At 42.7% G+C, this 24107-nt stretch carries 21 protein-coding genes and 1 tRNA gene; 10 read left to right on the forward strand and 12 right to left on the reverse strand.

The features are described from left to right. The first annotated feature begins 38 nt into the window (after nucleotides 1-38). A complete protein-coding gene (locus tag MIC7126_RS0109660; protein WP_017652933.1) occupies nucleotides 39-1622 on the forward strand; it encodes an ammonium transporter in 1584 nt (527 codons plus the stop codon). 123 nt (nucleotides 1623-1745) lie between these two features. Here MIC7126_RS0109660 and MIC7126_RS0109665 read toward each other — a convergent pair whose 3' ends face one another. Both MIC7126_RS0109665 and MIC7126_RS0109670 read right to left on the reverse strand, forming a co-directional pair. After that, nucleotides 1746-2120, reverse strand: coding sequence for a clan AA aspartic protease (locus MIC7126_RS0109665; protein ID WP_017652934.1), 375 nt, complete (start codon nucleotides 2118-2120; stop codon nucleotides 1746-1748). Continuing rightward, nucleotides 2117-2398 (reverse strand): hypothetical protein, encoded by a 282-nt coding sequence (locus tag MIC7126_RS0109670; protein ID WP_017652935.1) that lies wholly within the window; start codon nucleotides 2396-2398, stop codon nucleotides 2117-2119. Before MIC7126_RS0109670 ends, MIC7126_RS0109665 begins: the two co-directional genes overlap by 4 nt. Before the next feature lie 707 nt (nucleotides 2399-3105). Here MIC7126_RS0109670 and MIC7126_RS0109675 point away from each other — a divergent pair. From MIC7126_RS0109675 to MIC7126_RS0109690, 4 genes are all read left to right on the forward strand, one after another. Further along, the gene (locus MIC7126_RS0109675; protein ID WP_026100147.1) at nucleotides 3106-4521 is read left to right on the forward strand and encodes an ammonium transporter; all 1416 of its coding nucleotides are present in this window, start codon (nucleotides 3106-3108) and stop codon (nucleotides 4519-4521) included. Between the two features lie 155 nt (nucleotides 4522-4676). Beyond that, nucleotides 4677-5483 (forward strand): SGNH/GDSL hydrolase family protein, encoded by an 807-nt coding sequence (locus MIC7126_RS0109680; protein WP_026100148.1) that lies wholly within the window; start codon nucleotides 4677-4679, stop codon nucleotides 5481-5483. A gap of 87 nt (nucleotides 5484-5570) precedes the next feature. Beyond that, complete coding sequence (locus MIC7126_RS0109685) at nucleotides 5571-6782, forward strand: 4-hydroxy-3-methylbut-2-enyl diphosphate reductase (protein ID WP_017652938.1); 1212 nt, start codon at nucleotides 5571-5573, stop codon at nucleotides 6780-6782. Between the two features lie 451 nt (nucleotides 6783-7233). Next, nucleotides 7234-8037 carry an SDR family NAD(P)-dependent oxidoreductase gene (locus tag MIC7126_RS0109690; protein WP_017652939.1) on the forward strand — a complete coding sequence of 268 codons (804 nt, stop codon included), beginning with the start codon at nucleotides 7234-7236 and terminating at the stop codon, nucleotides 8035-8037. Nucleotides 8038-8081: 44 nt separating this feature from the next. Here MIC7126_RS0109690 and MIC7126_RS0109695 read toward each other — a convergent pair whose 3' ends face one another. From MIC7126_RS0109695 to pstS, 6 genes are all read right to left on the reverse strand, one after another. After that, nucleotides 8082-8327, reverse strand: coding sequence for a DUF6737 family protein (locus MIC7126_RS0109695; RefSeq protein ID WP_017652940.1), 246 nt, complete (start codon nucleotides 8325-8327; stop codon nucleotides 8082-8084). Between the two features lie 86 nt (nucleotides 8328-8413). Beyond that, nucleotides 8414-8851: a hypothetical protein gene (locus MIC7126_RS0109700; RefSeq protein WP_017652941.1), complete on the reverse strand. Its 438-nt coding sequence runs from the start codon at nucleotides 8849-8851 to the stop codon at nucleotides 8414-8416. A gap of 545 nt (nucleotides 8852-9396) precedes the next feature. Next, complete coding sequence (pstB, locus tag MIC7126_RS0109705; protein WP_017652942.1) at nucleotides 9397-10203, reverse strand: phosphate ABC transporter ATP-binding protein PstB; 807 nt, start codon at nucleotides 10201-10203, stop codon at nucleotides 9397-9399. Between the two features lie 108 nt (nucleotides 10204-10311). Next, the gene (gene pstA / locus MIC7126_RS0109710) at nucleotides 10312-11193 is read right to left on the reverse strand and encodes a phosphate ABC transporter permease PstA (RefSeq protein ID WP_026100149.1); all 882 of its coding nucleotides are present in this window, start codon (nucleotides 11191-11193) and stop codon (nucleotides 10312-10314) included. A 19-nt stretch (nucleotides 11194-11212) separates the two neighbouring features. Continuing rightward, nucleotides 11213-12163 (reverse strand): phosphate ABC transporter permease subunit PstC, encoded by a 951-nt coding sequence (gene pstC / locus MIC7126_RS0109715; RefSeq protein WP_017652944.1) that lies wholly within the window; start codon nucleotides 12161-12163, stop codon nucleotides 11213-11215. A gap of 192 nt (nucleotides 12164-12355) precedes the next feature. After that, complete coding sequence (gene pstS, locus MIC7126_RS0109720) at nucleotides 12356-13531, reverse strand: phosphate ABC transporter substrate-binding protein PstS (protein ID WP_017652945.1); 1176 nt, start codon at nucleotides 13529-13531, stop codon at nucleotides 12356-12358. Between the two features lie 429 nt (nucleotides 13532-13960). Between pstS and MIC7126_RS0109725 the strand changes: the two genes are divergently transcribed. Then, on the forward strand, nucleotides 13961-14548 hold the full coding sequence (locus MIC7126_RS0109725) for a biotin transporter BioY (RefSeq protein ID WP_017652946.1): 588 nt from the start codon (nucleotides 13961-13963) through the stop codon (nucleotides 14546-14548). Between the two features lie 184 nt (nucleotides 14549-14732). Then, nucleotides 14733-15206, forward strand: coding sequence for a signal peptidase II (lspA, locus tag MIC7126_RS0109730; RefSeq protein WP_017652947.1), 474 nt, complete (start codon nucleotides 14733-14735; stop codon nucleotides 15204-15206). A 181-nt stretch (nucleotides 15207-15387) separates the two neighbouring features. Here the strand turns inward: lspA and MIC7126_RS0109735 are convergent, their stop codons facing one another. Next, a complete protein-coding gene (locus tag MIC7126_RS0109735) occupies nucleotides 15388-15963 on the reverse strand; it encodes a hypothetical protein (protein WP_040629762.1) in 576 nt (191 codons plus the stop codon). A 447-nt stretch (nucleotides 15964-16410) separates the two neighbouring features. Between MIC7126_RS0109735 and MIC7126_RS0109740 the strand changes: the two genes are divergently transcribed. Then, nucleotides 16411-18681 (forward strand): transglycosylase domain-containing protein, encoded by a 2271-nt coding sequence (locus MIC7126_RS0109740; RefSeq protein WP_017652949.1) that lies wholly within the window; start codon nucleotides 16411-16413, stop codon nucleotides 18679-18681. A gap of 110 nt (nucleotides 18682-18791) precedes the next feature. Here the strand turns inward: MIC7126_RS0109740 and MIC7126_RS0109745 are convergent, their stop codons facing one another. Continuing rightward, nucleotides 18792-20252 (reverse strand): DUF4335 domain-containing protein, encoded by a 1461-nt coding sequence (locus tag MIC7126_RS0109745; RefSeq protein ID WP_017652950.1) that lies wholly within the window; start codon nucleotides 20250-20252, stop codon nucleotides 18792-18794. 262 nt (nucleotides 20253-20514) lie between these two features. Between MIC7126_RS0109745 and MIC7126_RS0109750 the strand changes: the two genes are divergently transcribed. Next, nucleotides 20515-20586, forward strand: a tRNA-Gln gene (locus MIC7126_RS0109750). Between the two features lie 78 nt (nucleotides 20587-20664). On the opposite strand, the gene MIC7126_RS0109755 is transcribed toward MIC7126_RS0109750, so the two are convergent. After that, a complete protein-coding gene (locus MIC7126_RS0109755; protein WP_026100150.1) occupies nucleotides 20665-21144 on the reverse strand; it encodes a hypothetical protein in 480 nt (159 codons plus the stop codon). A 211-nt stretch (nucleotides 21145-21355) separates the two neighbouring features. Between MIC7126_RS0109755 and MIC7126_RS0109760 the strand changes: the two genes are divergently transcribed. Next, nucleotides 21356-22633, forward strand: coding sequence for a hypothetical protein (locus MIC7126_RS0109760; RefSeq protein ID WP_017652952.1), 1278 nt, complete (start codon nucleotides 21356-21358; stop codon nucleotides 22631-22633). 154 nt (nucleotides 22634-22787) lie between these two features. On the opposite strand, the gene MIC7126_RS0109765 is transcribed toward MIC7126_RS0109760, so the two are convergent. Next, nucleotides 22788-23936, reverse strand: coding sequence for a SpoIID/LytB domain-containing protein (locus MIC7126_RS0109765; protein WP_017652953.1), 1149 nt, complete (start codon nucleotides 23934-23936; stop codon nucleotides 22788-22790). Nucleotides 23937-24107: the final 171 nt, after the last annotated feature.

Here is a 24107-nt window from a genome sequence, read left to right on the forward strand (position 1 = left end):
TCCTATGGAGAATTGTTGGGAGTAAGATGTTTAAATTCATGCACAAACAGAAAATCAACGCTAAAAATAGGCTGAAAACGGCAAAAACTCGGGTTAAAAATTCAAAATTAAAGCCGTTTCAACTAGCAATTAAACGACTGTCTCCCAATTGGCAAGCTTGTTTACCTTTAGCGTGTCTAATTGTGTTGGGGTGGGGTTATGCAGCATTTGCCCAAGGGCCTGCAGCCGGGCCGACAACAGCGGATCTGAAAGTTGCTATTGACACCTTGTGGGTAGCGATCGCTGCTTTTTTAGTATTTTTCATGAATGCTGGTTTTTGTATGCTAGAAACCGGCTTCTGTCGTCAAAAAAATGCAGTCAATGTGCTAGCTAAAAACTTGATTGTTTTTGCTCTATCCACAGTGGCTTTTTGGGCGATCGGTTTTGGGTTAATGTTTGGCGATGGTAACGACTTCATCGGATTAAGTGGGTTTTTTCTGCCATCAGATAACAGCCCTGCTACCGGAGAAGCTTACAAAGGTGTCTTCAGCGCCCTCAATTGGACTGGCGTTCCGCTAGCAGCTAAGTTTTTATTCCAATTGGTGTTTGCGGGAACAGCCGCAACCATCGTTTCTGGCGCAGTTGCGGAACGAATTAAGTTCGTTGACTTTCTGATCTTTAGCCTTTTGCTGGTGGGTATCGCTTACCCCATCACCGGACACTGGATTTGGGGTGCGGGTTGGCTAGCAGATATGGGTTTTTGGGATTTTGCGGGTTCTACGGTAGTTCACTCTGTGGGTGGTTGGGCTGCATTAATGGGGGCTGCATTTCTTGGGCCTCGCATTGGTAAATACCAAGACAAGCAAATTGTCGCCCTCCCCGGACACAATATGAGCATTGCGACCTTGGGCTGCTTAATTCTGTGGTTGGGTTGGTTTGGGTTCAATCCTGGATCCGTCATGGCTGCTGATCCAAATGCAATTACTCACATTGCATTAACAACCAATATGGGGGGTGCTGTTGGTGGGATTACCGCTACAGTTGTAGCTTGGTTTTACTTGGGTAAGCCAGATTTATCGATGATTATCAACGGTATCTTGGCTGGCTTGGTGGGTGTTACCGCGTCTTGTGCTTACATCAGTATCGGTAGTTCGATTGTCATCGGCTTGATTGCTGGCATTTTGGTTGTATTTTCGGTTCCCTTCTTTGATAAACTCGGCATTGATGACCCAGTGGGTGCTACCTCGGTTCACTTAGTCTGCGGTATTTGGGGAACTTTAGCAGTTGGTCTATTTTCCGTTGGCCCTGGCGGGTATCCCTGGATGGTGGACTTGGCAGGTAAGCCAGTAGGGCCTCACGGGTTGTTTTTGGGTGGTGGCTTTGGTACACTGATTCCACAAATAATCGGTATTTTGTCTGTAGGTGGCATTACTGTCCTGCTCAGTAGCATTTTTTGGCTAGGACTGAAAGCGACCTTAGGGATTAGAGTTACTAGAGAAGAAGAACTCGAAGGTTTGGATATCGGCGAACACGGGATGGAAGCTTACAGCGGATTCTTGAAAGAAGCCGGTGCAGGTGGATTTTCTGAGGACAGTAGCTCTCGTGGGATACCACGCAGTGGAGATTTACCAAATACCTTGTAAATCTTGAGTTGCTTGTTAATCAAGACCCGCAATGTTACTAACATCACGGTTGCGGGTTTTTTCTTGAGTTTGGACTAATTTGTATTTGGCTGAAGATAATCGCTCCAATTGCTGGGCATAATTTTATGTAGATGGTATTTTTTCTAACCCAACTACACCATTTTCGGTAAAATCGATTTGCAAACGGTATCCTTCCATCATCGCAGTTCCCAACAAAGGCCTGTGACCGGAAGCTAGAACGGGCACTATTTTTTCCTCACCATCCCAAATGATAGTTCCTAAATGTACTGCTAATACTGTTTCGCTACCATCGGCTAACCTAGCAGAAATGCTCGAATACAAAGGAAGATTCATTGCGCTGATTGCCTGCGGTGGTAGGGTAAGAAAGTCATTAAAGCCAGTATCGATGACAAAATCCAGGGAAAAATCTGGCTGTCCGGACAGGCGAAAAGTGACTGGTACAATGGCTTTGCGTTCTCTGGTTCTGCCGTAAATCATTCGACTGTACGCACCATAGGAGCATTACCAAAGCTGACAGCGACATCGTAACCGATTCGCATGGTAAACAATCGGGCATGGGGATTTTTCTGTTTCAACTTTAATCCTGACTCCACACCGGTTTTATCGATCGCATATTCGCCGGTTTCGGCATCGATGACAATCATTTTGCCAATATTATCGCCATGTTCGACTAAGGAGCGGATGCCATTTTGGTAAAAATCTCTGGCTCTTTGGGCAACTTCCTCGACAGTCCAAAAAAGTGCTTCGGTACTCATAACACCTCATTTTGCCTATTACCATTCATTGTAGGTGCTGTGGAGCCGGGAATATATACTTTCACTTTGAAAGCTGTTACATGATATATTTTCACAGAGCGCGATCGCACATCTAAAAGCTAATACCGATTTATTCGGGCGATCGCTGATTGGCATTTTTGGGAAAAATACTTTCGCGTATATCTAAGCTAAAGAAGTTCAAAGTCCAGTTTTTTGGTAAGCAGTGTTTTAATTATTGTGTTCTTATGCAGATTTCCAGTATGAGTACTTAGTATTTTTTGGTTAATTTAATGGAAATATTTGCATATTAAAAAGTAAAAAATCTTAAATCAAAATAATAAACAAATATTACCCGAATATGAAATTTTATAACAAGCAATGGTGGAATGAAAAAACTAATAACATCCTTAGATATAGATGCTTTTAAAGAATTAAAACCATAAAAGCTCGATAATTCATAGCTAAAAATAGAATGCTATTTCTCAAAAAAGAATATGCAAAAACTGCATATGTACACAATTTTCAACATTTACTTTCTGCAATCAGTATTATATTTTTGTAAGCCTTTGCAAGAAGTGCAGTAGCGTGAGTTGAAAAAGAGAAAAAGTATTAAAAATTACTGATATCTCTAAAATTAAATTCTCACAATAATATTAGTGCTTAGGGACAAAAAAGAAGTGTTGAACAAACTTGTAATAATTGGGGCGATGACCCTGTTGCTGTTGGGAACGCCGCTAATGGATGATGCTTTAGCGCAAGCAGCATCTACGCCACCTGCTGCTGATACTGGTGATACAACATTTATGCTGATGTCTTCAGCGTTGGTATTGTTGATGACTCCAGGATTGGCGTTTTTTTATGGTGGATTTGTGCGATCGCGCAATGTCCTCAACACATTAATGATGAGCTTTGTGTTGATGGCGATCGTGGGTGTCACCTGGATTTTGTGGGGCTATAGTCTTTCTTTTGCGCCCGGAAACCCGATTATTGGTGGTATCCAATGGTTATTCGGTAATGTGGGGTTACAAACTCAAGGCTACTTAACTCATTTACCTTATGAGGATGCTCTCAAAGCTGCAGATCCTAAGTATGCTGATTTGACCTCATATGCCTCGACAATTCCTCACCAAGCATACATGATCTATCAAGCCATGTTTGCTATTATCACCCCGGCGTTGATTTCAGGGGCGATCGCTGAACGGATGAGCTTTCGCGCCTACGCTCTGTTTGTGTTGTTGTGGTCAACTTTTATCTACACTCCCCTAGCTCATATGGTGTGGGCGAAAGGTGGATTCTTGGGTTTGTACGGTGGTTTAGGCGCTCTCGATTTCGCTGGGGGTACAGTAGTTCATATTAGTTCTGGTGTTTCTGCTCTAGTAGCAGCGATCGTTCTCGGCCCCAGAAAAACCCATCCTGATCGGTTGAGTCCACCGCACAATGTACCGTTTATTCTACTGGGTGCTGGCTTACTCTGGTTTGGCTGGTTTGGATTCAATGCGGGAAGTGCTCTATCAGTTGCTAGTGGAGTTTCTGGTAACTTAGTCACAAATGTTGCCACCACAGCCTTTGTTAACACCAACACATCTGCAGCTGCGGGCGCTTTGATGTGGCTGATTTTAGAAGGGGTTTTGCGTGGTAAACCAACTGCAGTGGGAGCAGCGACAGGGGCTGTTGCGGGTTTAGTCGGTATCACACCCGCAGCTGGTTTTGTTACACCGCTCCACGCAATTTTGATTGGGTTTATCACTGCTTGTGTTTGCTTTTATGCTGTGAGTTTCAAACACAAACTGCAAGTTGACGATGCTTTAGATACCTTTCCTGTACATGGCGTTGGTGGGACTTTGGGCGCAATTTTAACAGCCATTTTTGCCACCACAGAAGTTAATGCGCTGGGTAAAGATGGTGTGCTACGCGGTAACTTTGGGGAATTAGGGGTAGAATTAGTAGCTATTGTCGTTGCATATGCGATCGCTGCAGTTGGTACTTGGATTATCCTCAAAGTTATTGACGCGACAGTCGGTCTGCGAGTCAAGGAAGAAACTGAATACCAAGGGCTGGATATTAACGAACACGGGGAAGAAGGTTATAATTCCGAATTCGGTGATAGTGTGAAGGTTTCTTAACTGCTTGTTGTGACGCCAACAGGGAAATAGGGAATGGGGGATAGGGTCGAAAGTCGCTTTGGTGACAGCTATACTTGCTTAATTTCTATTTTGTAGTAAGCTCAGGACTGGGCATAATACCTATTCTCTCCTATCCCCTGCTATAAATAGTTGTCGTGTCTACTTCTGAAAAAGCTTATCCACTCTGGGCATTTTTTTCACTAGTAACCAACGTCCTACTGATGTTGGGGGTGATATTGTTGATTTGGCAACAACAAAGATTGAATGCAGTTTTTGGGACAATTGTTTATTCAACTCCAGAAAGTGAAGACCAAGCGATCGCCCCAAAGTCCAGCACCCGTCACCAACTCAATTACCAACAGTGGCTGGACATTCTCCAGCAAGAAGCCGAAGTAGCTGCAAAAAAGCGTCCACAGCATTTAACGATATTAGCGGGAGACTCTATCAGTTTGTGGTTTCCCCCGCAATTATTACCAGAAAATAGAAGTTGGCTAAATCAAGGAATTTCTGGCGAAACTAGTGATGGACTTTTGCGAAGATTAAATTTATTCGATCGCACTCAGCCAGAATCGATTTTGGTGATGATTGGAATTAATGATCTAATTCGGGGAGTCAGCGACGAAGTAATTTTAGATCATCAACAACAAATTATCAGTTATCTGCAAAAAGCACATCCAAAAGTGCCAGTTGTTGTCCAGTCAATTTTGCCACATGGAGCAGAAGCAGCAACTTGGGAGGGAAGAGAGAAACTGTTGGCTATCCCTAATAGTCGCATTCGCCAATTAAACCAGAAACTACAAGCGATCGCTACAAAAAAAGGTGCTCAATATCTGGACTTATATCCTTTGTTCGCTAATCAGCAAGGTAATCTGCATTTTGAATTTACCACTGATGGTTTACACCTGAATTCCCAAGGTTATATCGTCTGGCGTACAGCTTTGCAGATGCAGAAAAAATTATAAAAAATAACTTTTGCGCCAACCTAATGAGCTACAGAATGGCGCTTTGCGCGAGAAAATAATCAATAGTCATGGGAGTAGAATAATTTCATGGATACGAAAGCCTTTAAGCGTACACTGCAACACTCAGAAAACTATAACCGTAAGGGATTTGGACACCAAGCCGAAGTTGCTACCCAGCTACAGTCAGAGTATCAGAGTAATTTAATTCAAGAAATCCGCGATCGCAACTACATATTACAACAAGGTGATGTCACCATCAGATTAGCTCAGGCTTTTGGGTTCTGCTGGGGTGTAGAACGGGCTGTAGCAATGGCTTATGAAACTCGTCAACACTTCCCCAGCGATCGCATTTGGATTACTAATGAAATTATTCACAATCCAGCGGTGAATCAGCGCTTGCGAGAAATGCAAGTAGAATTCATTCCTGTAAATGGTAATATTAAAGACTTTTCAGTTGTGGAAAATGCTGATGTAGTAATTCTCCCCGCTTTCGGTGCAAGTGTACAAGAAATGCAGTTACTACACGATAAAGGCTGCAAAATTGTTGATACAACTTGTCCTTGGGTTTCTAAAGTTTGGAACACCGTAGAAAAACACAAAAAAATCGACTACACATCCATAATTCACGGTAAATATAAACATGAAGAAACTGTCGCTACCAGTTCTTTTGCAGGTAAATATCTCATTGTACTCAACTTAGAAGAAGCGCAATATGTTGCTGATTACATTCTTCATGGAGGAAACCGCGAAGAATTTCTAGAAAAGTTTGCTAAAGCTTGTTCCGCAGGATTTGATCCAGAGCAAGATTTAGAACGAGTGGGAATTGCCAACCAAACCACAATGCTCAAAGGTGAAACTGAAGAAATTGGTAAGCTATTTGAGCATACCATGATGCGGAAGTACGGCCCTGATCAATTAAATCAGCACTTCCAAAGCTTTAACACTATCTGTGATGCTACTCAAGAACGGCAAGATGCTATGTTTCAATTAGTAGAAGAACAGCTAGATTTGATGGTAGTAATTGGTGGATTTAATTCATCAAACACCACACATTTACAAGAAATTCCTGTTCAGCGGGGAATACCTTCCTATCATATCGACAGCGTGGAACGTATCAAATCAGCGACTGCTATTGAATATCGCCAGTTAAATGGAGAATTAGCGATCGCTCAAAATTGGCTACCCCTAGGTAAAATCGTTGTTGGTATCACTTCTGGCGCATCTACACCTGATAAAGTAGTGGAAGATGTGATAGAAAAGATTTTTGCATTAAAAGCCACAACATCAATAGTTGAATAATCATTTAATTTGACACCGTGAGGGCGGAGTTTTCTCCGTCTTTGCGTGCTGTAAATGAAAGTTTAGGTAAAAATTCAACAAATATATATAATAGTTTTTTGACAGAATATCAATTAATTTATCAAGCAATCTTTAATATTAGCCATTTTTTTGTTAGCAACCGATAACATTCTCAAAATTCTAGTTTGTTTTCATAGATACAGTTATCTTGACTTAACCAAACTATAGTTAAATTATGCTAGCTTCACTACTGCCGCTACTGATTTAAAAGCTGTATTTATACTAATATTTTTCCTTACCTTGGGAATAAAGCAGCGAAGAAATATTTCGACAGTTAAACACTTAAGTCAATTTTATTTAGTCATAAATTTCGCTTACTATTTCCTAGAAAAGCGATAACAACCATGAATTTATGACCGATTCACTAAATTGTATTCACCAATTTTCTAACATGAACAAAAAAGACCAAAGTCAGTGTCAACAAACTGCTTTGATTACTGGCGCAGCAAGTGGAATTGGCTATCAATTAGCACGTATTTTTGCTCTGAATAATTACAATCTTGTCTTAGTAGATAGAATGGGACAAAAATTGTTAGAAATTGCGGATAAATTTCACGAAGAATTTCATGTTTTTGTCAAAACTATAGTTAAAGATTTATCTCTAGCTACATCTCCAGAAGAAATTTTCACAGAATTACAACAAGCCGCTATCAACGTTGATGTGTTGGTGAATAACGCTGGCTTTGGTATTCATGGACTTTTTCACGAAACTAATTTAACCACCGAACTAGAAATGCTACAAGTTAATGTGGTTTGTCTCACGCATTTAACTAAGTTATTTCTCAAGCATATGGTTAAACAAGGAAATGGTAAAGTATTAAATGTTTCCTCAGCCGCTGCTTTTCAACCAGGCCCTTTGATGGCGGTTTATTTTGCTACTAAAGCCTATATTCTCTCATTTTCACAAGCACTCGCCAGCGAATTAGAAGGTACAGGTGTCACCGTCACTGCGCTTTGTCCGGGGCCGACAGAATCAGCTTTCCACGAAAGAACCGGCGCCGCAGGAACTAAGCAAGTAAAAGAGAATAAAATGATGGGTGCTGCTCATGTAGCTCAAATTGGCTATCAGGCTTTAATGGAAGGTAAAACTGTAGTAATTCCTGGTTTTAAAAATAGAATTCTTGCAGAAATCGTCAGATTCGCACCAAGAAATTTGGTGACAAAAATTGTGAAAAATATGCAAGAAATTAAATAGATTGGAAAAGGAATAAATTATTGCAAATAATCAATAACCTAGTATTAACTTTCTAAATTTTGAGTTTCGTAAGTATCTAAAACGCCGCTACGGATAATTAGCTGCGGCCAGATTAACAAAAAAAATCCCATCCATGTGAATACAGGAATAGCAACTATAACTGTTATCCAAATATTTTTAAATATTAACCAACTACCGCTAATTAAGCTAACACCTGTGAGGAGTATAGACCATGGTTGACACCACCAAGGTTTGTAATTCCAAGGACTAAGCGGCTTTTGTTGAGACATTAGTTTTATTTCCAGCTTAAGTAATTATTGATTATTGGTTATTTATCAAGGAGCAAAATTTACATTGTTTTGCTCCCTGGGCTATTCTAGTTAGGCTTCCATTTATTTAATGGTATATATTGGTTATCCACCAGGTCTAAAACTTCAATATTTCCGCTGGGAGTTAATACACGAAACCAATAAATTGTATCAACATGTTTGACATGATTTTCCACAACTCGAATTGTGTAATAAGTTTCATCAGGAGTCGGTGAACTATCAAGAACTGCAGTGAGGCGAATAGTTCCTTTAGATAGTTTTTCAATTTCTCTAGCTTTACGTTGCACTATTGGTAGTTTCCAAACCAAATTGAAAGCTGTTTTTTCATCAATTGTACTAGTAGCTTGAGAAACCTTTATCACATTAATTTCAGATAATCTAGCGATAATTTCTGCTTGGCTATTGAGACTTTGAGGCGTACTTGGCTGTCCTAATAGACCTATGAGTAAAGAAGTGATCAGAGGATAAATTGTCGTTGGTTCCATGAAGCAATCTGTAATAATTTTTCTCAACAATTAATGAAAATGCAACATTTTGTTTCTGAATATTACTTTAGCAAATAAGAGATAAAAAATCTATTAACAGAGTAATTTGAACTTGACAGAGGTAACAATTATTGCTTCTCTCCTACAAGAGTTTTACACATAGCCGATGTAGAAGTAATTTATATCAATTCCCTAAAAGGAAACAACAGCTTAAATTGATAGAGATGAACGGGTAGGGGCGAACGGCCGTTCGCCCCTACTTCTATTTTTATAAAAAAACGATCCTGCTATTTCATCTGTGAAGATTTCAGGATCGCTTCGATATTTGATGCTGGTAATATTTTTTGTCAAACAGTCCCAGAGAAAAGCTAAATTTTCTCTTGAGAATTTCTACAGCATGAGATATGGTAGCTGCAATCGTTGTTTTCAATTGCGTTTCTCAGTCTCATCATCTTTGTTGACTATAGACACAGAGACTTTTTGAGCCTATTTTCTCGCCTACACAGCGCCACGTTTGATGTTTTGTTTAATTTTATACAGTGTATTTAACCAAATCTACCACTGACATAATCCCTGGTATCTTGTTGTTGGGGATTGTTGAAAATAACTTCTGTGGCGTCATATTCGACTAAAAAGCCGGTACGACCACCTTTTTCTGACGACTTGACATTAAAGAAAGCTGTCTTGTCGGATACCCGTGCAGCTTGCTGCATGTTATGAGTAACAATAACGATGGTGTATTGCTCTTTGAGTTCATGGATCAGTTCCTCAACCCGTAAAGTGGAGATGGGGTCAAGAGCCGAGCATGGTTCATCCATAAGGATAATTTCTGGTTGAACAGCGATCGCTCTAGCAATACATAAACGCTGCTGTTGTCCACCAGACAAAGATGCACCACTTTGTCTAAGTTTATCTTTGACTTCATCCCACAAAGCCGCTTGACGCAAACTCCGCTCTACTAATTCGTCAAAATTGCCTTTATAACCGTTGATTTTGGCACCGTAGGTGATGTTGTCATAAATTGATTTGGGAAATGGGTTTGGTCTTTGAAATACCATCCCAATCCGACGGCGCACCTCTACCGCATCAACGTCTGGTGCATACAAATTTTTATCGTAGTAGAAAACCTTACCTTCGGCTCGAAACGACTCAATCAGGTCATTAAGGCGGTTATAGCATCTAAGCAGTGTACTTTTACCGCAACCTGAAGGCCCAATAAAGGCTGTCACCCGATTTTTCGGGATATCTAGCCAAATATTCTGCACAGCCAAGAAGTTGCCGTAGTAGATGTTAAGGTTTTCTGTACGGAGAACGGTTTCCGTGCCATTCACTGTGCCGGTGTTAGTAGCCATAATTAAGTATGGTGTCTCTTTGTGGGATGTTTAGTGCGCCCTTGTGATGCTGTTCTATTTAGTAGATCACGGCGGAGATGAAACTTGATTCAAAATAAACTAGGGATGCTAGGCTTTTTGGCGCGTAGCCCAGCGAGCGATGATGCTGGTGATTAATACCATCAGCACGAGAATCAGCGATGCAGCCCAAGCCAGAGATTGGAGATTTTTGAATGGGGTAGTCGCAAAATTATAAACCAACACAGCCAGAGAAGCGGTGGGTTCAAACAAGCTCTTAGGCCAAAATGGCGAGAAAAGAGCAGTAAACAAGAGTGGCGCAGTTTCTCCAGCAGCACGGGCGATCGCCAAGGTAGATCCAGTGACAATCGCTGGTAAAGCCGCTGGCAAAACTACTTGTGATACTGTTTGAAAGTTGGTTGCACCCAAGCCAGTAGACGCTTGTCGCAAGTCTTGCGATACTAACTGCAAGGCTTCATCCGTAGTCCGGACAATAATTGGCAACATCAAGATTGCCAAAGCGAAACCCCCACCTATCGCTGAATAAGAACCTAACTTGAGTTCAGTTAAGCCCAAAACCACAATCCCATAAGCAAATACCCCCGCAATAATTGAGGGAACTCCACTGAGAATATTAGTTGCAAATCTGATCCATCTCGCTATTTTCCCAGAACTAAATTCTGTTAAATAGATTGCTGCTAATACCCCAAATGGGATACTAATTAAAGCACCAATCCCCACCATTAACAAAGTTCCCAAAATAGCATTACCAAAACCGCCACCCTTTCTCAAAGGTGCGGGCGGTAACTCAAAAAATATGCTGGGAGTTAAACTGCTAAAGCCTTGAATGATGACGTAAGAGAGTACAGCTAATAAAGGCAAAAGTGCCAAGGCGCCGCAGACAAAAGCTAACACCGTCATCACCGTGTTAAACAATGTCCTTTTGGACATGGGAGAACGAGTTAGGCTGCTTCCTGAAAAACTAGAACTCATAATTTCACACCCAACTACGCTAAATTCGCTTAACTCGGAGAACGATGTATTCTGCCAGCACATTGACTATCAGTGTCAAGAAAAATAACACTAAAGCAGCGTACATCAAAGCTGCAACTTGCAGTCCACTAGCTTCTGCAAATTGGTTTGCTAATAGAGAAGAAATTGTATTGCCGGGTGCTAAAAGAGAAATACTCAAGTTATTGGAGTTACCAATTAACATGGTGACAGCCATTGTTTCTCCCATGGCTCGACCTAGTGATAACATCACAGCGCTAACGATGCCAGAAAAGGCAGCTGGGATGAGCACCTGAAAAATAGTTTCCCAACGCGTTGCACCTAATCCCACCGACGCTTGGCGTAAACTGGGTGGTACGGAAATCAGAGCGTCACGGGAGATAGCTGTGATAATGGGCAAAGTCATGATTGCTAGAATCATTCCTGCAGGTAACATTCCCGGCCCAGTGGGAGGAGTACTAAAAAATGGGATGAAACCTAATGTAGTGTGTAGCCATTTGCCAATGTTGGTGACAATGGGTACTAACACAAAAATTCCCCAGATTCCATAAACGACGCTGGGGATAGCGGCTAGGAGTTCCACTAAAAAGACCAACACTAGCCGAACTTTTGCTGGTAAAAAATTCTCACTTAATAGAATAGCGGTGCCAACTCCAATGGGTACGGCTATGAGTAGACCAATAAAAGAACTAACTAAAGTTCCGTATACTGCAGGTAACACCCCATATTCGTTGTTTACCGGGTTCCAGGTAGCTTTAACTAAAAAACCCAGACCAAAAGCTTGCATCGCCGGCCAAGCGCCAACAGCTACTTGTAGAGTAATCCATATGAGAGTACCAGCGATCGCCAGTGCGAAAACCTTAGTCAGCGAAATAAAGCCCAAGTCTAGCGACTTTTCTACTTCAGAGCGATTCTTAATCGCTGATGACAGTTTCTGAGGTTGTGTAGTCATGAATACTGACTTTAACGATTAAATCAGAAAAAATGTGGGAGGGAACCAGATTTGTCAAATTAACGCCTGTTCGTTGAGATCATCTGAGACTTTGACAGAGGAACAAATGTTAGTTGCTAAATTTTCCCAAGTTCCGAGATGAGTATTTAGGCGATCCAGTTTTTCATAAATCTGGAATTTTCATCATCAATGCTATTTACTAGCGCTTGTGCCGCCACCAACAGAAATCTTATAATCTGGACTGAGTTGATCAGCAGCAGCAGCCACTTTCGCAATCACATTTTGGGGTAAAGGTACATACCCTAGTTCTGCAGCAATTTTCTGACCATCAGTTAAAGCATACTCAATAGCAGCTTCCATTGCTTTAGCTTTTGGAGCTTGGGCATATTGCTTGTAAACCAGGAGCCAAGTGTAAGTAACAATGGGATAAGAATCTGCACCTTCTGGGTCGGTGATAAAGGCGCGGAGGTCTGCAGGTAAGGTTACTGCTGCCAAAGTTTTAGACGCTGACTCTTCGGTTGCTGGCACAAATTTGCCTGCTTTGTTTTCCAAAGATGCAAACTTGAGGTTATTTTGTTTGGCGTAGCCGTACTCGGTATAGCCAATTGAGCCTTGAGTTTGTTGCACTTGGGCGGTAACACCTTCATTACCCTTTGCACCAACGCCCACAGGCCATTTCACGCTTTTCCCGTCGCCCACTTTAGTTTTCCACTCTGGACTAATAGCGCTTAGGTGTTTGGTGAAAACTCCTGTTGTCCCGCTACCATCAGAACGATAAACAACTGTAATTGGCTGCTTCGGTAGCTTCGCTTCGGGATTCGCTTTCGCAATCAGCGGGTCATCCCAAGATTTGATTTTGCCCAGCAATATATCGGTGTAAACTGCACGCGGTAATTTTAGTTCGGGAACATCAGGCAAATTGTAAGCGAGTACGATGCTACCAGCAGTTACGGGTAGCAAAATCACGCCCTTGTCTACCTTCTTGATTTCTTCATCTTTCATCGCCACATCGCTGGCGCCGAAATCCACGGTACCTTTGATGAATTGCTCCACCCCAGCACCGCTACCAACTGACTGATAGTTAACTTGCAAGTTGGGATATTTTTTATTCAAGTCGTTGAACCAACTTGCATAAAGTGGTGCGGGGAAAGAAGCACCAGCCCCAGTTAATGTCAGGTTTCCACCGAGGTCTAACTTGGCTGTGTTGGAAGCGGTAGTATCCTGAGCAGCACCAGCGGGTGTTTCTTTAGTAGCTGCATTGTCTGGGCTTGACTGTCCGCCACAAGCAGCTAGACTTAATGCCAGTGCTAACACTGGTATTGAAGCTGTGAGGCGATTATTTTTGATTGCACTTAGAAGTGAGAGCATCGCTGTCAATTTTTGATCAATTTCCAGGTGAGCGCCTCTAAGATACCGCTAAAAGGTTAGCTTCAAGGTAAACAACAGGTTAACAAAATAGAAAAAATCTTTTTTTTTACATAAACATTCAAGAATTGACTTGCCAGATTTTTGGATATAGTTTATACTTCCATTCCAGAAAACAGCGATTAATACTTATAGGTAGTCGGACAGGATTAAATTCATTCGTGAAGACTCTTAAGAGGGAACACGGAACAAAAAAACAATTGCAACCGAACGTAGAGACGTTGCTTATGCTCGCTTCCTATAAGGGTTTCAGGTAACGCAAGATTAATTATTGGATGCGTTCAATGTCAAAGTACTAGTTTTATTTGCACATTCGTGCTTATACTAGTTGTTCGGGATTTTCTCTTTTGCCTATTTGGCTTTGCCTAATAAATGTTTGTCGCTTCCAATCAATTGCTTTGGTCTATGATTGGCTTACTGCTGACAATGGGTGGCACGTTTTTAGAATCCTATGGTATCACCTGGCCTTGGAGTTGGAGTAAGCATGGAATTCAAACTTATTCTTTAGGTGTCAGCTATCAAATTGGCGCCGTGCTGCTAGTGGGTTGTTTAGGCGGGAAAAATGCTGGCGCACTTTCGCAGATTGCCTATTTGGTAATGGGTTTGACGCTATTACCCGTATTTTCCGAAGGTGGCGGCATCGGTTATGTTAAGCTAGCTCATTTTGGCTATTTGTTGGGATTTATTCCTGGCGCTTGGATTTGCGGCTTTTTAGCCTTTAAAGCCAGACCCAGACTAGAAACTCTCGCTTTTAGTTGTGTTTGTGGCTTGCTAGCCGTTCACATCTGCGGTATTAGTTATTTGATTTTCAGCAATTTTTTTCAATGGCAAAGCATGGAAAATTTGACATTAGTGCAAGCAATCTCCAGCTACTCATGGTCTAAATTACCTGGACAACTAGCTGTTATCTGTGCCGTTACGGTAATAGCATATATATTGCGCCACTTAATGTTTTATTAATTAGGAAGGGGCTAGAGATTAGTGGTTTATTGCACTAATTTTGATGGTTGAGTGTGCGATTAATTGTAGAGACGATAAATTTCGCGTTTCTACTCCTCGTCAGAACCAATGAAACCCACCACCATAATTTCAAATTATTCCCTAGCCCCTAATCCCTAACCCCTAGCCTCTAACTTCTAACTTCATGCGTTTAAAAAATCGCCTATTCTGGCTCGTCGCGTTCGTTGGTTTCTTGATAGACCAATTGACAAAATACTGGGTAGTCCAAACCTTCAAACTGGGACAAACTTTGCCATTGATTCCGGAAGTATTTCACCTCACCTATGTCACAAACACTGGTGCAGCTTTTAGCTTACTGAGCGGCAAAGTAGAGTGGTTACGCTGGCTATCTTTAGCAGTTAGTTTAGTTTTAATTGGGCTGGCGTTATTTGGTTCAGCATTAAGTTTTTGGGATCAGCTTGGTTATGGTTTAATTTTAGGAGGAGCGATCGGTAATGGTATTGATCGGTTTGTTTTGGGTTATGTTGTTGATTTTATAGATTTTCGACTGATCAATTTTGCTGTATTTAATTTGGCAGATTCATTTATCAGTGTTGGGATTGTTTGCCTTCTAATTGCTTCTTTACAAAAAACACCACATTCTCATCGTCGGTTGTAGTCAGTATTGCTAAAAGGGAACTTTTAACGGGGAAATCTCCATGATTCAATAATCGAGATTTGTTACTGTTTGCTTGAAAATTGTTATACCACCTCAAAACTGTAGAGACGCTGCATAGCAACGTCTCTACAAACTGTTCTCATGAACGATCGCCGATTATCATCAGAACTATACTCTACTTTTATTTACCTGTAGAAGTTCCGGGTACAGGAGCTAAGTTACCAGGAGCGCTGGAATCTGGTGTTGCTGTTCCAGGTACGGGAGCTAAGTTACCAGGAGCGCTGGAATCTGGTGTTGCTGTTCCAGGTACAGGAGCTAAGTTACCAGGAGCGCTGGAATCTGGTGTTGCTGTTCCAGGTACAGGAGCTAAGTTACCCGGAGCGGTGGAATCTGGTGTTGCTGTTCCAGGTACAGGAGCTAAGTTACCCGGAGCGGTGGAATCTGGTGTTGCTGTTCCAGGTACAGGAGCTAAGTTACCCGGAGTTGTACCACCTTCAAAAGATTTATCTTCTGGGATTGTAGTGCTACCAGAAGCCGCAGGAGTCAGAGGTGTACCCCCAGGACAACGGGAATTGAGGGGAGAGCGCTCGCACAGAATTTTAAATCCTTCTGGTGACAACTTGATTTCCGTTGCTGAATCTGCGGATGAGTTACTGGATTCGTTTACAGGGGATTGACTTGATTGAGCAACAGCAACATTGGTGGACAAAGCCAAAGTTAGGGCTGCACCAAACAAGCTCAGAGATTTTCCCATCATTCTGAATTAACCTCAACGGAACACTCGCCCCATTAAATCAGACAAAAGAATTTAGAAAATCTTCCTAAATGGGGATGTATTGATTTGCTACAAATTATGAGGATTTGTTAAAGCTGTAAAAATTACATGATGTTTAATGCAACGTAGGTTTTGCTCAATACCAAAGCAAATGTGCTGAGTTTTGTTGATAAACCTAGTAATAGTAGATAAAATAGCCATTTTTGAGCAATGATAAAATTTTGTAGAGGTAAATAAATGAGCAAGCTCAATAACGTAAATTAGCTGAATAAATATTATCTTGGTGTAAGATTAAACCGAAAATAATTCCGTGTAGATAATTTCTTCTTTACCTTATGAGTAAAATGATGGAAGATCAGCAGCAAGATGATAATTCGCTGAATTTTTTACTAATAAGTGTTAACTGTAAAACTGTAATGTGAATAACCGATGAATTCCCCCCAACCGCCGCACAAGCCCCAAACCTTACTTGGTCAACTAACTCAAGCAGTACATACAATTCAAGCTAGAGTTGATTTTTCCAAACTGGCGCTCAAACCTAATGCTAAAGTACCGGAACTTTGGGTGCAGGATGCAGGGGCGGATAAGGCAGAAATATATCCGTTGTTGGGCGATCGCTATATGCTAGGTCGTAGTTCTAAATCCTGCGATATAATTATCCGCAACCCGGTAGTCAGTCAAATTCACTTGTCACTATCGCGGGACTCTACACAGCGTACCCCCGTATTCGTGATTAAAGATGAAAACTCCACTAATGGTATTTATCGCGGTAAACGGCGAATTTCTTCTTTAGAACTGCGACACGGCGATATTCTCACCCTCGGCCCACCAGAACTAGCGGCTTCTGTGCGGTTACAATACGTTGATCCACCAGAATGGTATGTAAAAGCCGCTACTTGGGGAGCTTATGGTGTGGGCGGTGTCAGCGCCCTGGTAGGATTACTGATTGGGGTGGAATGGTTGAAGTTTTCCGTTACACCCCTACCCACCACCACCCGCGCCCCAGTGATTGTCTACGCCCGCGACGGTCAAACCCCGCTGCGGGAACCGCGCACCACCTCCCATGTGGACATGAAACGGTTGGAAGATTTCGGCCGCTATTTACCTGCGGCGGTGGTAGCCTCGGAAGACAGCCGTTATTATTGGCACTTTGGAGTAGACCCGTTAGGGATTTTACGAGCTGTTTTAATTAATAGCCGCAGTGGAGATGTGCAGCAAGGAGCCAGTACCGTCACCCAGCAAGTCGCTCGCAGTTTGTTCCGCGACTATGTAGGTAGACAGGATTCATTGGCGCGGAAATTAAAGGAAGCCGTTGTGGCTTTGAAACTGGAAACTTTTTACAGCAAAGATGAAATTTTGCTGACCTACCTGAATCGAGTTTTTCTGGGGGCGGATACATCGGGTTTTGAGGATGCTGCTCAATATTACTTCGGTAAACCCGCTAAGGAATTGTCTTTGGCAGAAGCGGCTACTTTGGTGGGAATTTTACCAGGGCCTAATGCTTTCGATTTTTGCGGTGATGGGCCGAATAAACTCCAAGCCGCAGAATACCGCAACCGCGTCATCAAGCGCATGGTGGAAATGGGAAAAATTTCCGCAGAAGAAGCGAACCGGGCTAGACGTTCCACAGTCCAAGTGATTCCCAAAGTCTGCGAACAACAAGCCAAAACCCTGAGTCCCTATTTTTATAGTTATGTTTTCCAAGAACTGGAATCTATTTTGGGAGAAGGAGCGGCTAGGGAAGGTAACTATATCATTGAGACGCAACTAGATTTGCAAGTTCAGGCGCAAGCAGAAGCAGCGCTGCGGAATTCAGTCAACAGAGATGGCGCGAATTTTAGGTTTTCCCAAGGGGCGATCGTTACCTTAGATTCCAGCACTGGTGGTATCCTGGCGATGGTGGGCGGGACTGATTATAGAAGAAGTCAGTTTAACCGGGCTGTGCAAGCCAAAAGACAACCAGGTTCTACCTTTAAAATTTTTGCATATACCGCCGCCCTACAACAGGGAATTTCTTCATCCAGGAGCTATTCCTGTGCGCCCTTAACTTGGCAAGGCTTCACCTACAAACCCTGTCGTTCTGGCGCTGGCGGTAGTTTAGATATTGGTACAGGGTTAGCGCTCTCAGAAAACCCTATCGCCCTGAGGGTGGCGCGAGAAATTGGGTTAGATAAAGTGGTAGCGATGGCGCAGCGCTTGGGAATCAAGTCACCACTAGACCCGGTTCCAGGTTTAGTATTAGGTCAAAGTGTAGTTGATGTTTTAGAAATGACTGGTGCTTTCGGTGCTATTGGCAATCGTGGAGTATGGAATCCGCCCCATGCTATTACTAGAATTTTAGACAGCAGTGATTGCCGCGATCGCAAAGATCCAAAAACTTGTCGTGTCATCTACTCCTTTGACCAAAATCCAGACGCCAATAAGCGTGTACTTCCTAATGGTATCGCTGAAGAAATGACAGGTTTGATGCGTAGAGTCGTCACCAGCGGAACTGGTCGCAGTGCGGCTATTGGTTTAGGAGAAGCTGGAAAAACTGGGACTACTAACGATAACGTTGACCTCTGGTTTATTGGCTTCATTCCCAGTCGGCGACTCGTCACTGGTATTTGGTTAGGAAATGACAATAATTCACCCACCTCTGGTAGCAGCGCTCAAGCTGCTCAATTGTGGGGAAATTACATGGGGAGAGTGGCTAAATAGATTTTATTGGGTATGGGGCATGGGAAGAGGGGGAGGTGTGGGAAGAGGGGGAGGTGTGGGAAGCATAAATTCTTTTTCCCCCCAAACTACCTTGTCTCCCCATTCCACAATTACCGATAACCTTCCCAAGGATGAACTTCTAGCTTCCCGCTAGGGCGAAACACGACTTGGAAGTGGGCGAGGGGTTCTTTGCTGTCGGGGACAATGCGATTTGCACCGTACACTTCTTGTAACATGTTCAGCAGAGGAGTTTCTTTTTGGAAATCAACAGCAATTTGATTGAGTGGTTCATAATCAGAAATTGCACCATCTTTATCAATTGCGACTCGATATCTCAGTTCTTGGTCATAGCTAGGAGTACCAGCCCATTTTTTACGAATTGTGGTGTAAAGCTTTTGGTTTAATTCGCTGATTTTTTGCGGGTCGGAAATTTTCGCTCCCACCACATCAGGCTTACCGATGTATCCCCGCCATGGGCTAACTTCTGGCACACCCGCACGAGTAAATACTACTTTAAATTGGGCAATTGGTTCATTAGTAGGAGAATTACGGTTGGCAGGATTATAAAGTAGATTGGGCAGAGGGGTTTTATCTACTTCCTCATTGGCTTTTTGATTGACTGCTTTATAACCAATAATTGCCCCATCCAAGGCTACGCCGACACGATAGACTAAATCTTCTTTCAATCCACCACGATTAGTCCAAGCTGGATTAATTTGATTGTAGAGTTGGCGATTTAAAGCCCGCAGTTGTGATGCGTCGGTAATTTCTGGAACTGTATTTAATAGTGCTTCTAAATCTTTAACTGTGGTGGGTGGTGCTGCTATCGGAGTCAGAGTGGGAGTCGCGGAGGCGATGGGTGTAGGTGTTACCGTGGGGGTCAGAGTGGGAGTTGCAGATTGACTAGCAACAGGACTAGCGGTAGGTGTTATCGAGCTAGATTTTTCTTGTGGCTTTGGCTCTGGCGGAAGTACTTGCGGTACGGGAATTAAGCTAAAAGCAACTGCTGCCACTGCTACACTGGAGACACCAAGTCCAGCAGGTACAACCTGTCTGATTAATGCTTGACTAGCAACGCTACTGCGTCTGGTAACAGGTTGTAATTCTAGTGACAACTCTGGTAAAGTTTGGGTATCAGCAAAAAATTGATCCACCGCCTCGACTAAATCAAACAACTGCACTGTGTTCAGGTCTATTTCCACAGCCTGGTTACCACGGTTATGGTTAGTCTCAAAGCCTGCTGTGTCCATTTCTGAATGGACAATGAGCCTGTGCCTGTTGTTATCGATTTTTTGCAGTTCTACTAGCTCTGAATCATGGTTGTGTGCTTGGGGGTTGGGAACGCTGCTCAAAAATTCTTGAGCATAACCGCTAACTGCTCTGACCAAGCTTTCAAAAAACTCGCGCCCTCCTACTAAAGGCTGTTCATAGTTGGATAAGTAGCATTCGGCGTTTACCAAAATTGATAATTCGGGGCGCAGCTCTTGGAAATGTACCGCCCTCGTGGCATCACTTAAGCCCTCCAGCAGCAATGTGCAGTTCGGTAAACTATATTTACGTTGGATATTCATAATTATTTCACCATTAACAAGAGAAAATATACTAGGGCTTAAGAATATTTCGCTTTTTTAGCGTCTGAGTTTTACAGATATTACAGTTTAGCAATTAAACAAGGTAATGATACCTTAAGTACAGTAAGGGCGCATTTTCCCAATATAACTACAACTGAATGCAGGCGATCGCTGTGCCAAAGTCCCCTGTTTCCTAAATCTCTTCTCAAAGTACTTGACATTATCCCTGGATTAGCTGTTATATTATCTAAAGTGACATCTTTGGGGCGTAGCCAAGTGGTAAGGCAGCGGGTTTTGGTCCCGCCATCCCTAGGTTCGAATCCTAGCGCCCCAGTTACAGAGAAAAAGCAATTTTATATTGTCAAGTAGTTTTGGTAGAGACGTAAAATTTTACGCCTCCATACAGAGCGAACTACTTCTCAGATGCTTTTAGCGCCTGATCTAAAACCTGCCTTGCTTGTTCTGCTTTGGCGCGTGCTTCTTGATAACGCAGATTAGCTTGAGCAAAATTTTTGAGAACCTTAAAACCTTCTTTGAGGCGGGTAATTTCTTCCTCAGTCACTAACTGATCCGAGAAGAGAACATCAACTGCCTTGCGAATTTCTAATGCTTCAGTGCGTGATTCTTGAACTTTGAGCTTAAGGGTAGCCAAATTACTGAGAATTTGGACAGCTTGTGTAATCGCATCCTCACTGTTAGCTGTCTCAACGTTTGGTTCTTTGACCTCAATTAATTGTTGAGGGCCAAATCCTTCTTCTAGTTCCGTTGGTAGCTTGCCTGCATCCATCAATTCTATCAGTTGATCCATCGCTTTTTCACGGGCTTTGGCTGAATCTTTGCCAGAAACAGTGAGGATAATTTCTGGACTTTGAGCGAGAGTATACTGAACCATATTTAAGGCGAGAAAGTAGCTGGTTAACCAAGCCGAGGCAAACGATTCTAACATGGGGAGAGTGTCAATTAAAACCGCAGGCAATTAAAAATTACCTTTGATCAATTGTGTGGAGATTGAATTGGTAATTAATGAGCAGATTGCACAGGCACACAAAATAAAACTTTATACTGAATAAATAGAGAGTGATTTTCCCTAGGAGGGGAGGGCAATGGCTCCCAATCCCACTATCATGCAGGCTGTAGAACAACTGGGCTATCGCGTTACCGTAGGCGATGTAGCCACCCAGGCAGGATTGAATGTTGCCGAGGCTGGGCAGGGCTTATTAGCCCTCGCATCAGATGCTGGGGGACATTTGCAAGTAGCAGATTCTGGTGATATTGTTTACCTATTTCCAAAAAACTTTCGAGCAATTTTACGGAATAAATATTGGCAGTTGCGCTGGCAAGAATTCTGGCAAAAGCTCTGGGGCGTGCTATTTTACTTGATTCGCATTTCCTTTGGAGTTTTCTTAATTGCTTCCATCGCGTTAATTACAGTTACCATGATTGTGATTATGAGTGCTGCTAACTCAGATCGTGACAGCGATCGCGGGGGGAGTAATTTTGGCGGTGGTGGCTTTTTCTTTTTTCCAGATTTATTTTGGTATTTTAGCCCAGATTATCAGGAACAACGCCGTGAAAGACGCCAAGAAAGTGATCTCAATTTTTTCGAGGCTGTCTTTTCATTTTTATTTGGTGATGGCAATCCTAATGACAATTTAGAAAAACGTCGTTGGCAAGAAATAGCCAGTGTAATTCGCAATCACCGTGGTGCAGTAATAGCAGAGCAAATTGCTCCTTATTTAGATAATATTGGCGAGGGTTATCAACAAGAATACGAAGATTATATGTTACCTGTGCTAACAAAATTCAATGGTCAGCCAGAAGTTAGTCCAGAAGGACAAATTGTCTATTATTTTCCGGAATTACAAGTAAGAGCTACTAAAAAGAATCGTCGGTCGGTACCAGCTTATTTAGAAGAATTCCCTTGGCGTTTTAGTGCTGCGAGTTCTGGACAGAATATGCTGAGTGCGGGGTTGGGCGCACTCAATTTTGTGGGTGCTTTGGTATTAGGAAGTTTATTGAGAGACGGGACTGTTGCGGCTCAGATAGGTGGGCTGGTAGCTTTTGTTCAGGGGATTTATTGGTTACTGCTAGCTTATGGTATTGGTTTTTTGGGTGTACCGTTGGTGCGTTATTTCTGGCTACAGTGGCGAAATCGGCAAATTTTTGCTCGTAATCGCGATCGCCTGTTTCGGGCTAGGCTATTAGTCCAAGAAGATGCAGCGCTACAGCAAAAAATAAACTACGCTAGTCAGTTTGCGGCAGAAAAAGTCATTGGCAAAGAAGATGTGGTGTATTCTAGCGAAAATGACTTACTAGAGCAGGAATTTGAGCGCTCTGAACAAATTGATGCAGAATGGCAACGGCGGTTAGATGAATCATAAGTAATTTTAGATTCGTAATTATTTTTAGAGAGGTTGCAATGCAACCTCTCTAAAAATAATAGACATCTCCAAAAATTAATTCCGCGTTACCCATAATCCTTGGTAGGGGCGAACAACCGTTCGCCCTTACATCATTTCTGGAGATGTCTAATGGCTACTTGGGCTGAATTGGTGTCAAGGCTACACCTTTGTAATAGTGTCCCAAAATCTGCAGATGGTTAGCGCCTCGCTGGGCGAGATTATAAGCGCCCCACTGACTCATACCTAAACCATGACCGTAGCCTAGTCCTTGGAGAACAAAACTTCCGTCAGCTCCCTTATTGACTTGAAAACGGGTACTTTTCAACCGGAGTGCAGTCCGGACATCTTCACCTTGTAGTATTTTAGTGCCCTGATCGCCAACGATTCGGAGAGCTTTGACGCTACGGAAAGGTGATAATGCTTCCGCAACTATATCTTTGACGTTACCGACACCAGCAATTCTGGAGCCGATTTCATTGGGAGAGAAGGTTCTGACCCAGTTGCACTCGCGGATATTTTGGTCGTAGTCTTGAACCGCGCGTAGGTAGGGGAGAGTATTTCCCCAAACATCTTCAACATTCTCTGTGTGTCCCCCAGAACAAGCGTGGAAGACTGAGAGAATGATTTTGTTGTTGTAAGTTAATACTTGCCCTGCGGTAGTATCTACTGCAGCATAAGTATTGGGAGATTCACTGATAATGCCTTTGTAAATTTGCCAGCGATCTGGGCTATCACCTAAATCATAAATGGGGTTACTGGTGCGCTGTTTTTCCCGTTCGTAGAGGGCGTAGGTACGGGCGGCGATCGCTTGAGCTTTGAGTGCTTCTTGAGGCCAGCGGGCGTCCATTTCGCCGCCAATCACGCTGTAGAGATACTCTTCTAGGTCTACCCAGTTCACGGCCGTTAAGCCTTTTTGTGTGGGAATCACCAGAGTTCTACCGCGATACCAGCGATCGCCAATATAAACAAATCCTTTACCTGTTGGCTCAATCCAAAATAAACCAGATTGCCATTTATCTAAAGCCACTCCACCGGGGATAGCTTGGGCATAAAATGAACTTTTAGCTGGTAATTGTCCGAGACTACGACCAGTACTATCTTTGACCGTAGCAGTCGTAGAACTACCAACTCTTACTTGATTCACATCTCTCTCTATGGCTACACGCAAAATTACGGACGCTTGCGCTGGCGCCACTAACACAAACCATAAGCAGATACCCACCCACCAATGGCGTTCTTTGATCTGGGAAAATAAAGAGCTGAATAACAGTTGGAATTTCATGCTGCTCGTGTAATCACATCAGTATCTATTTGACGCTTATCCATCCAGTAGTTTCCCATAGATAGTCAACTGAAGGATGAAGTATGAAGTATGTAGACGCGGAGCGGCTTGCCGCAGGCTAGGATGAAGAAGCGGAGCGGTCAGGGAGTCGCAAGCTGGGATAAAATTACC

Source organism: Fortiea contorta PCC 7126, assembly GCF_000332295.1.
GTDB lineage: Bacteria > Cyanobacteriota > Cyanobacteriia > Cyanobacteriales > Nostocaceae > Fortiea > Fortiea contorta.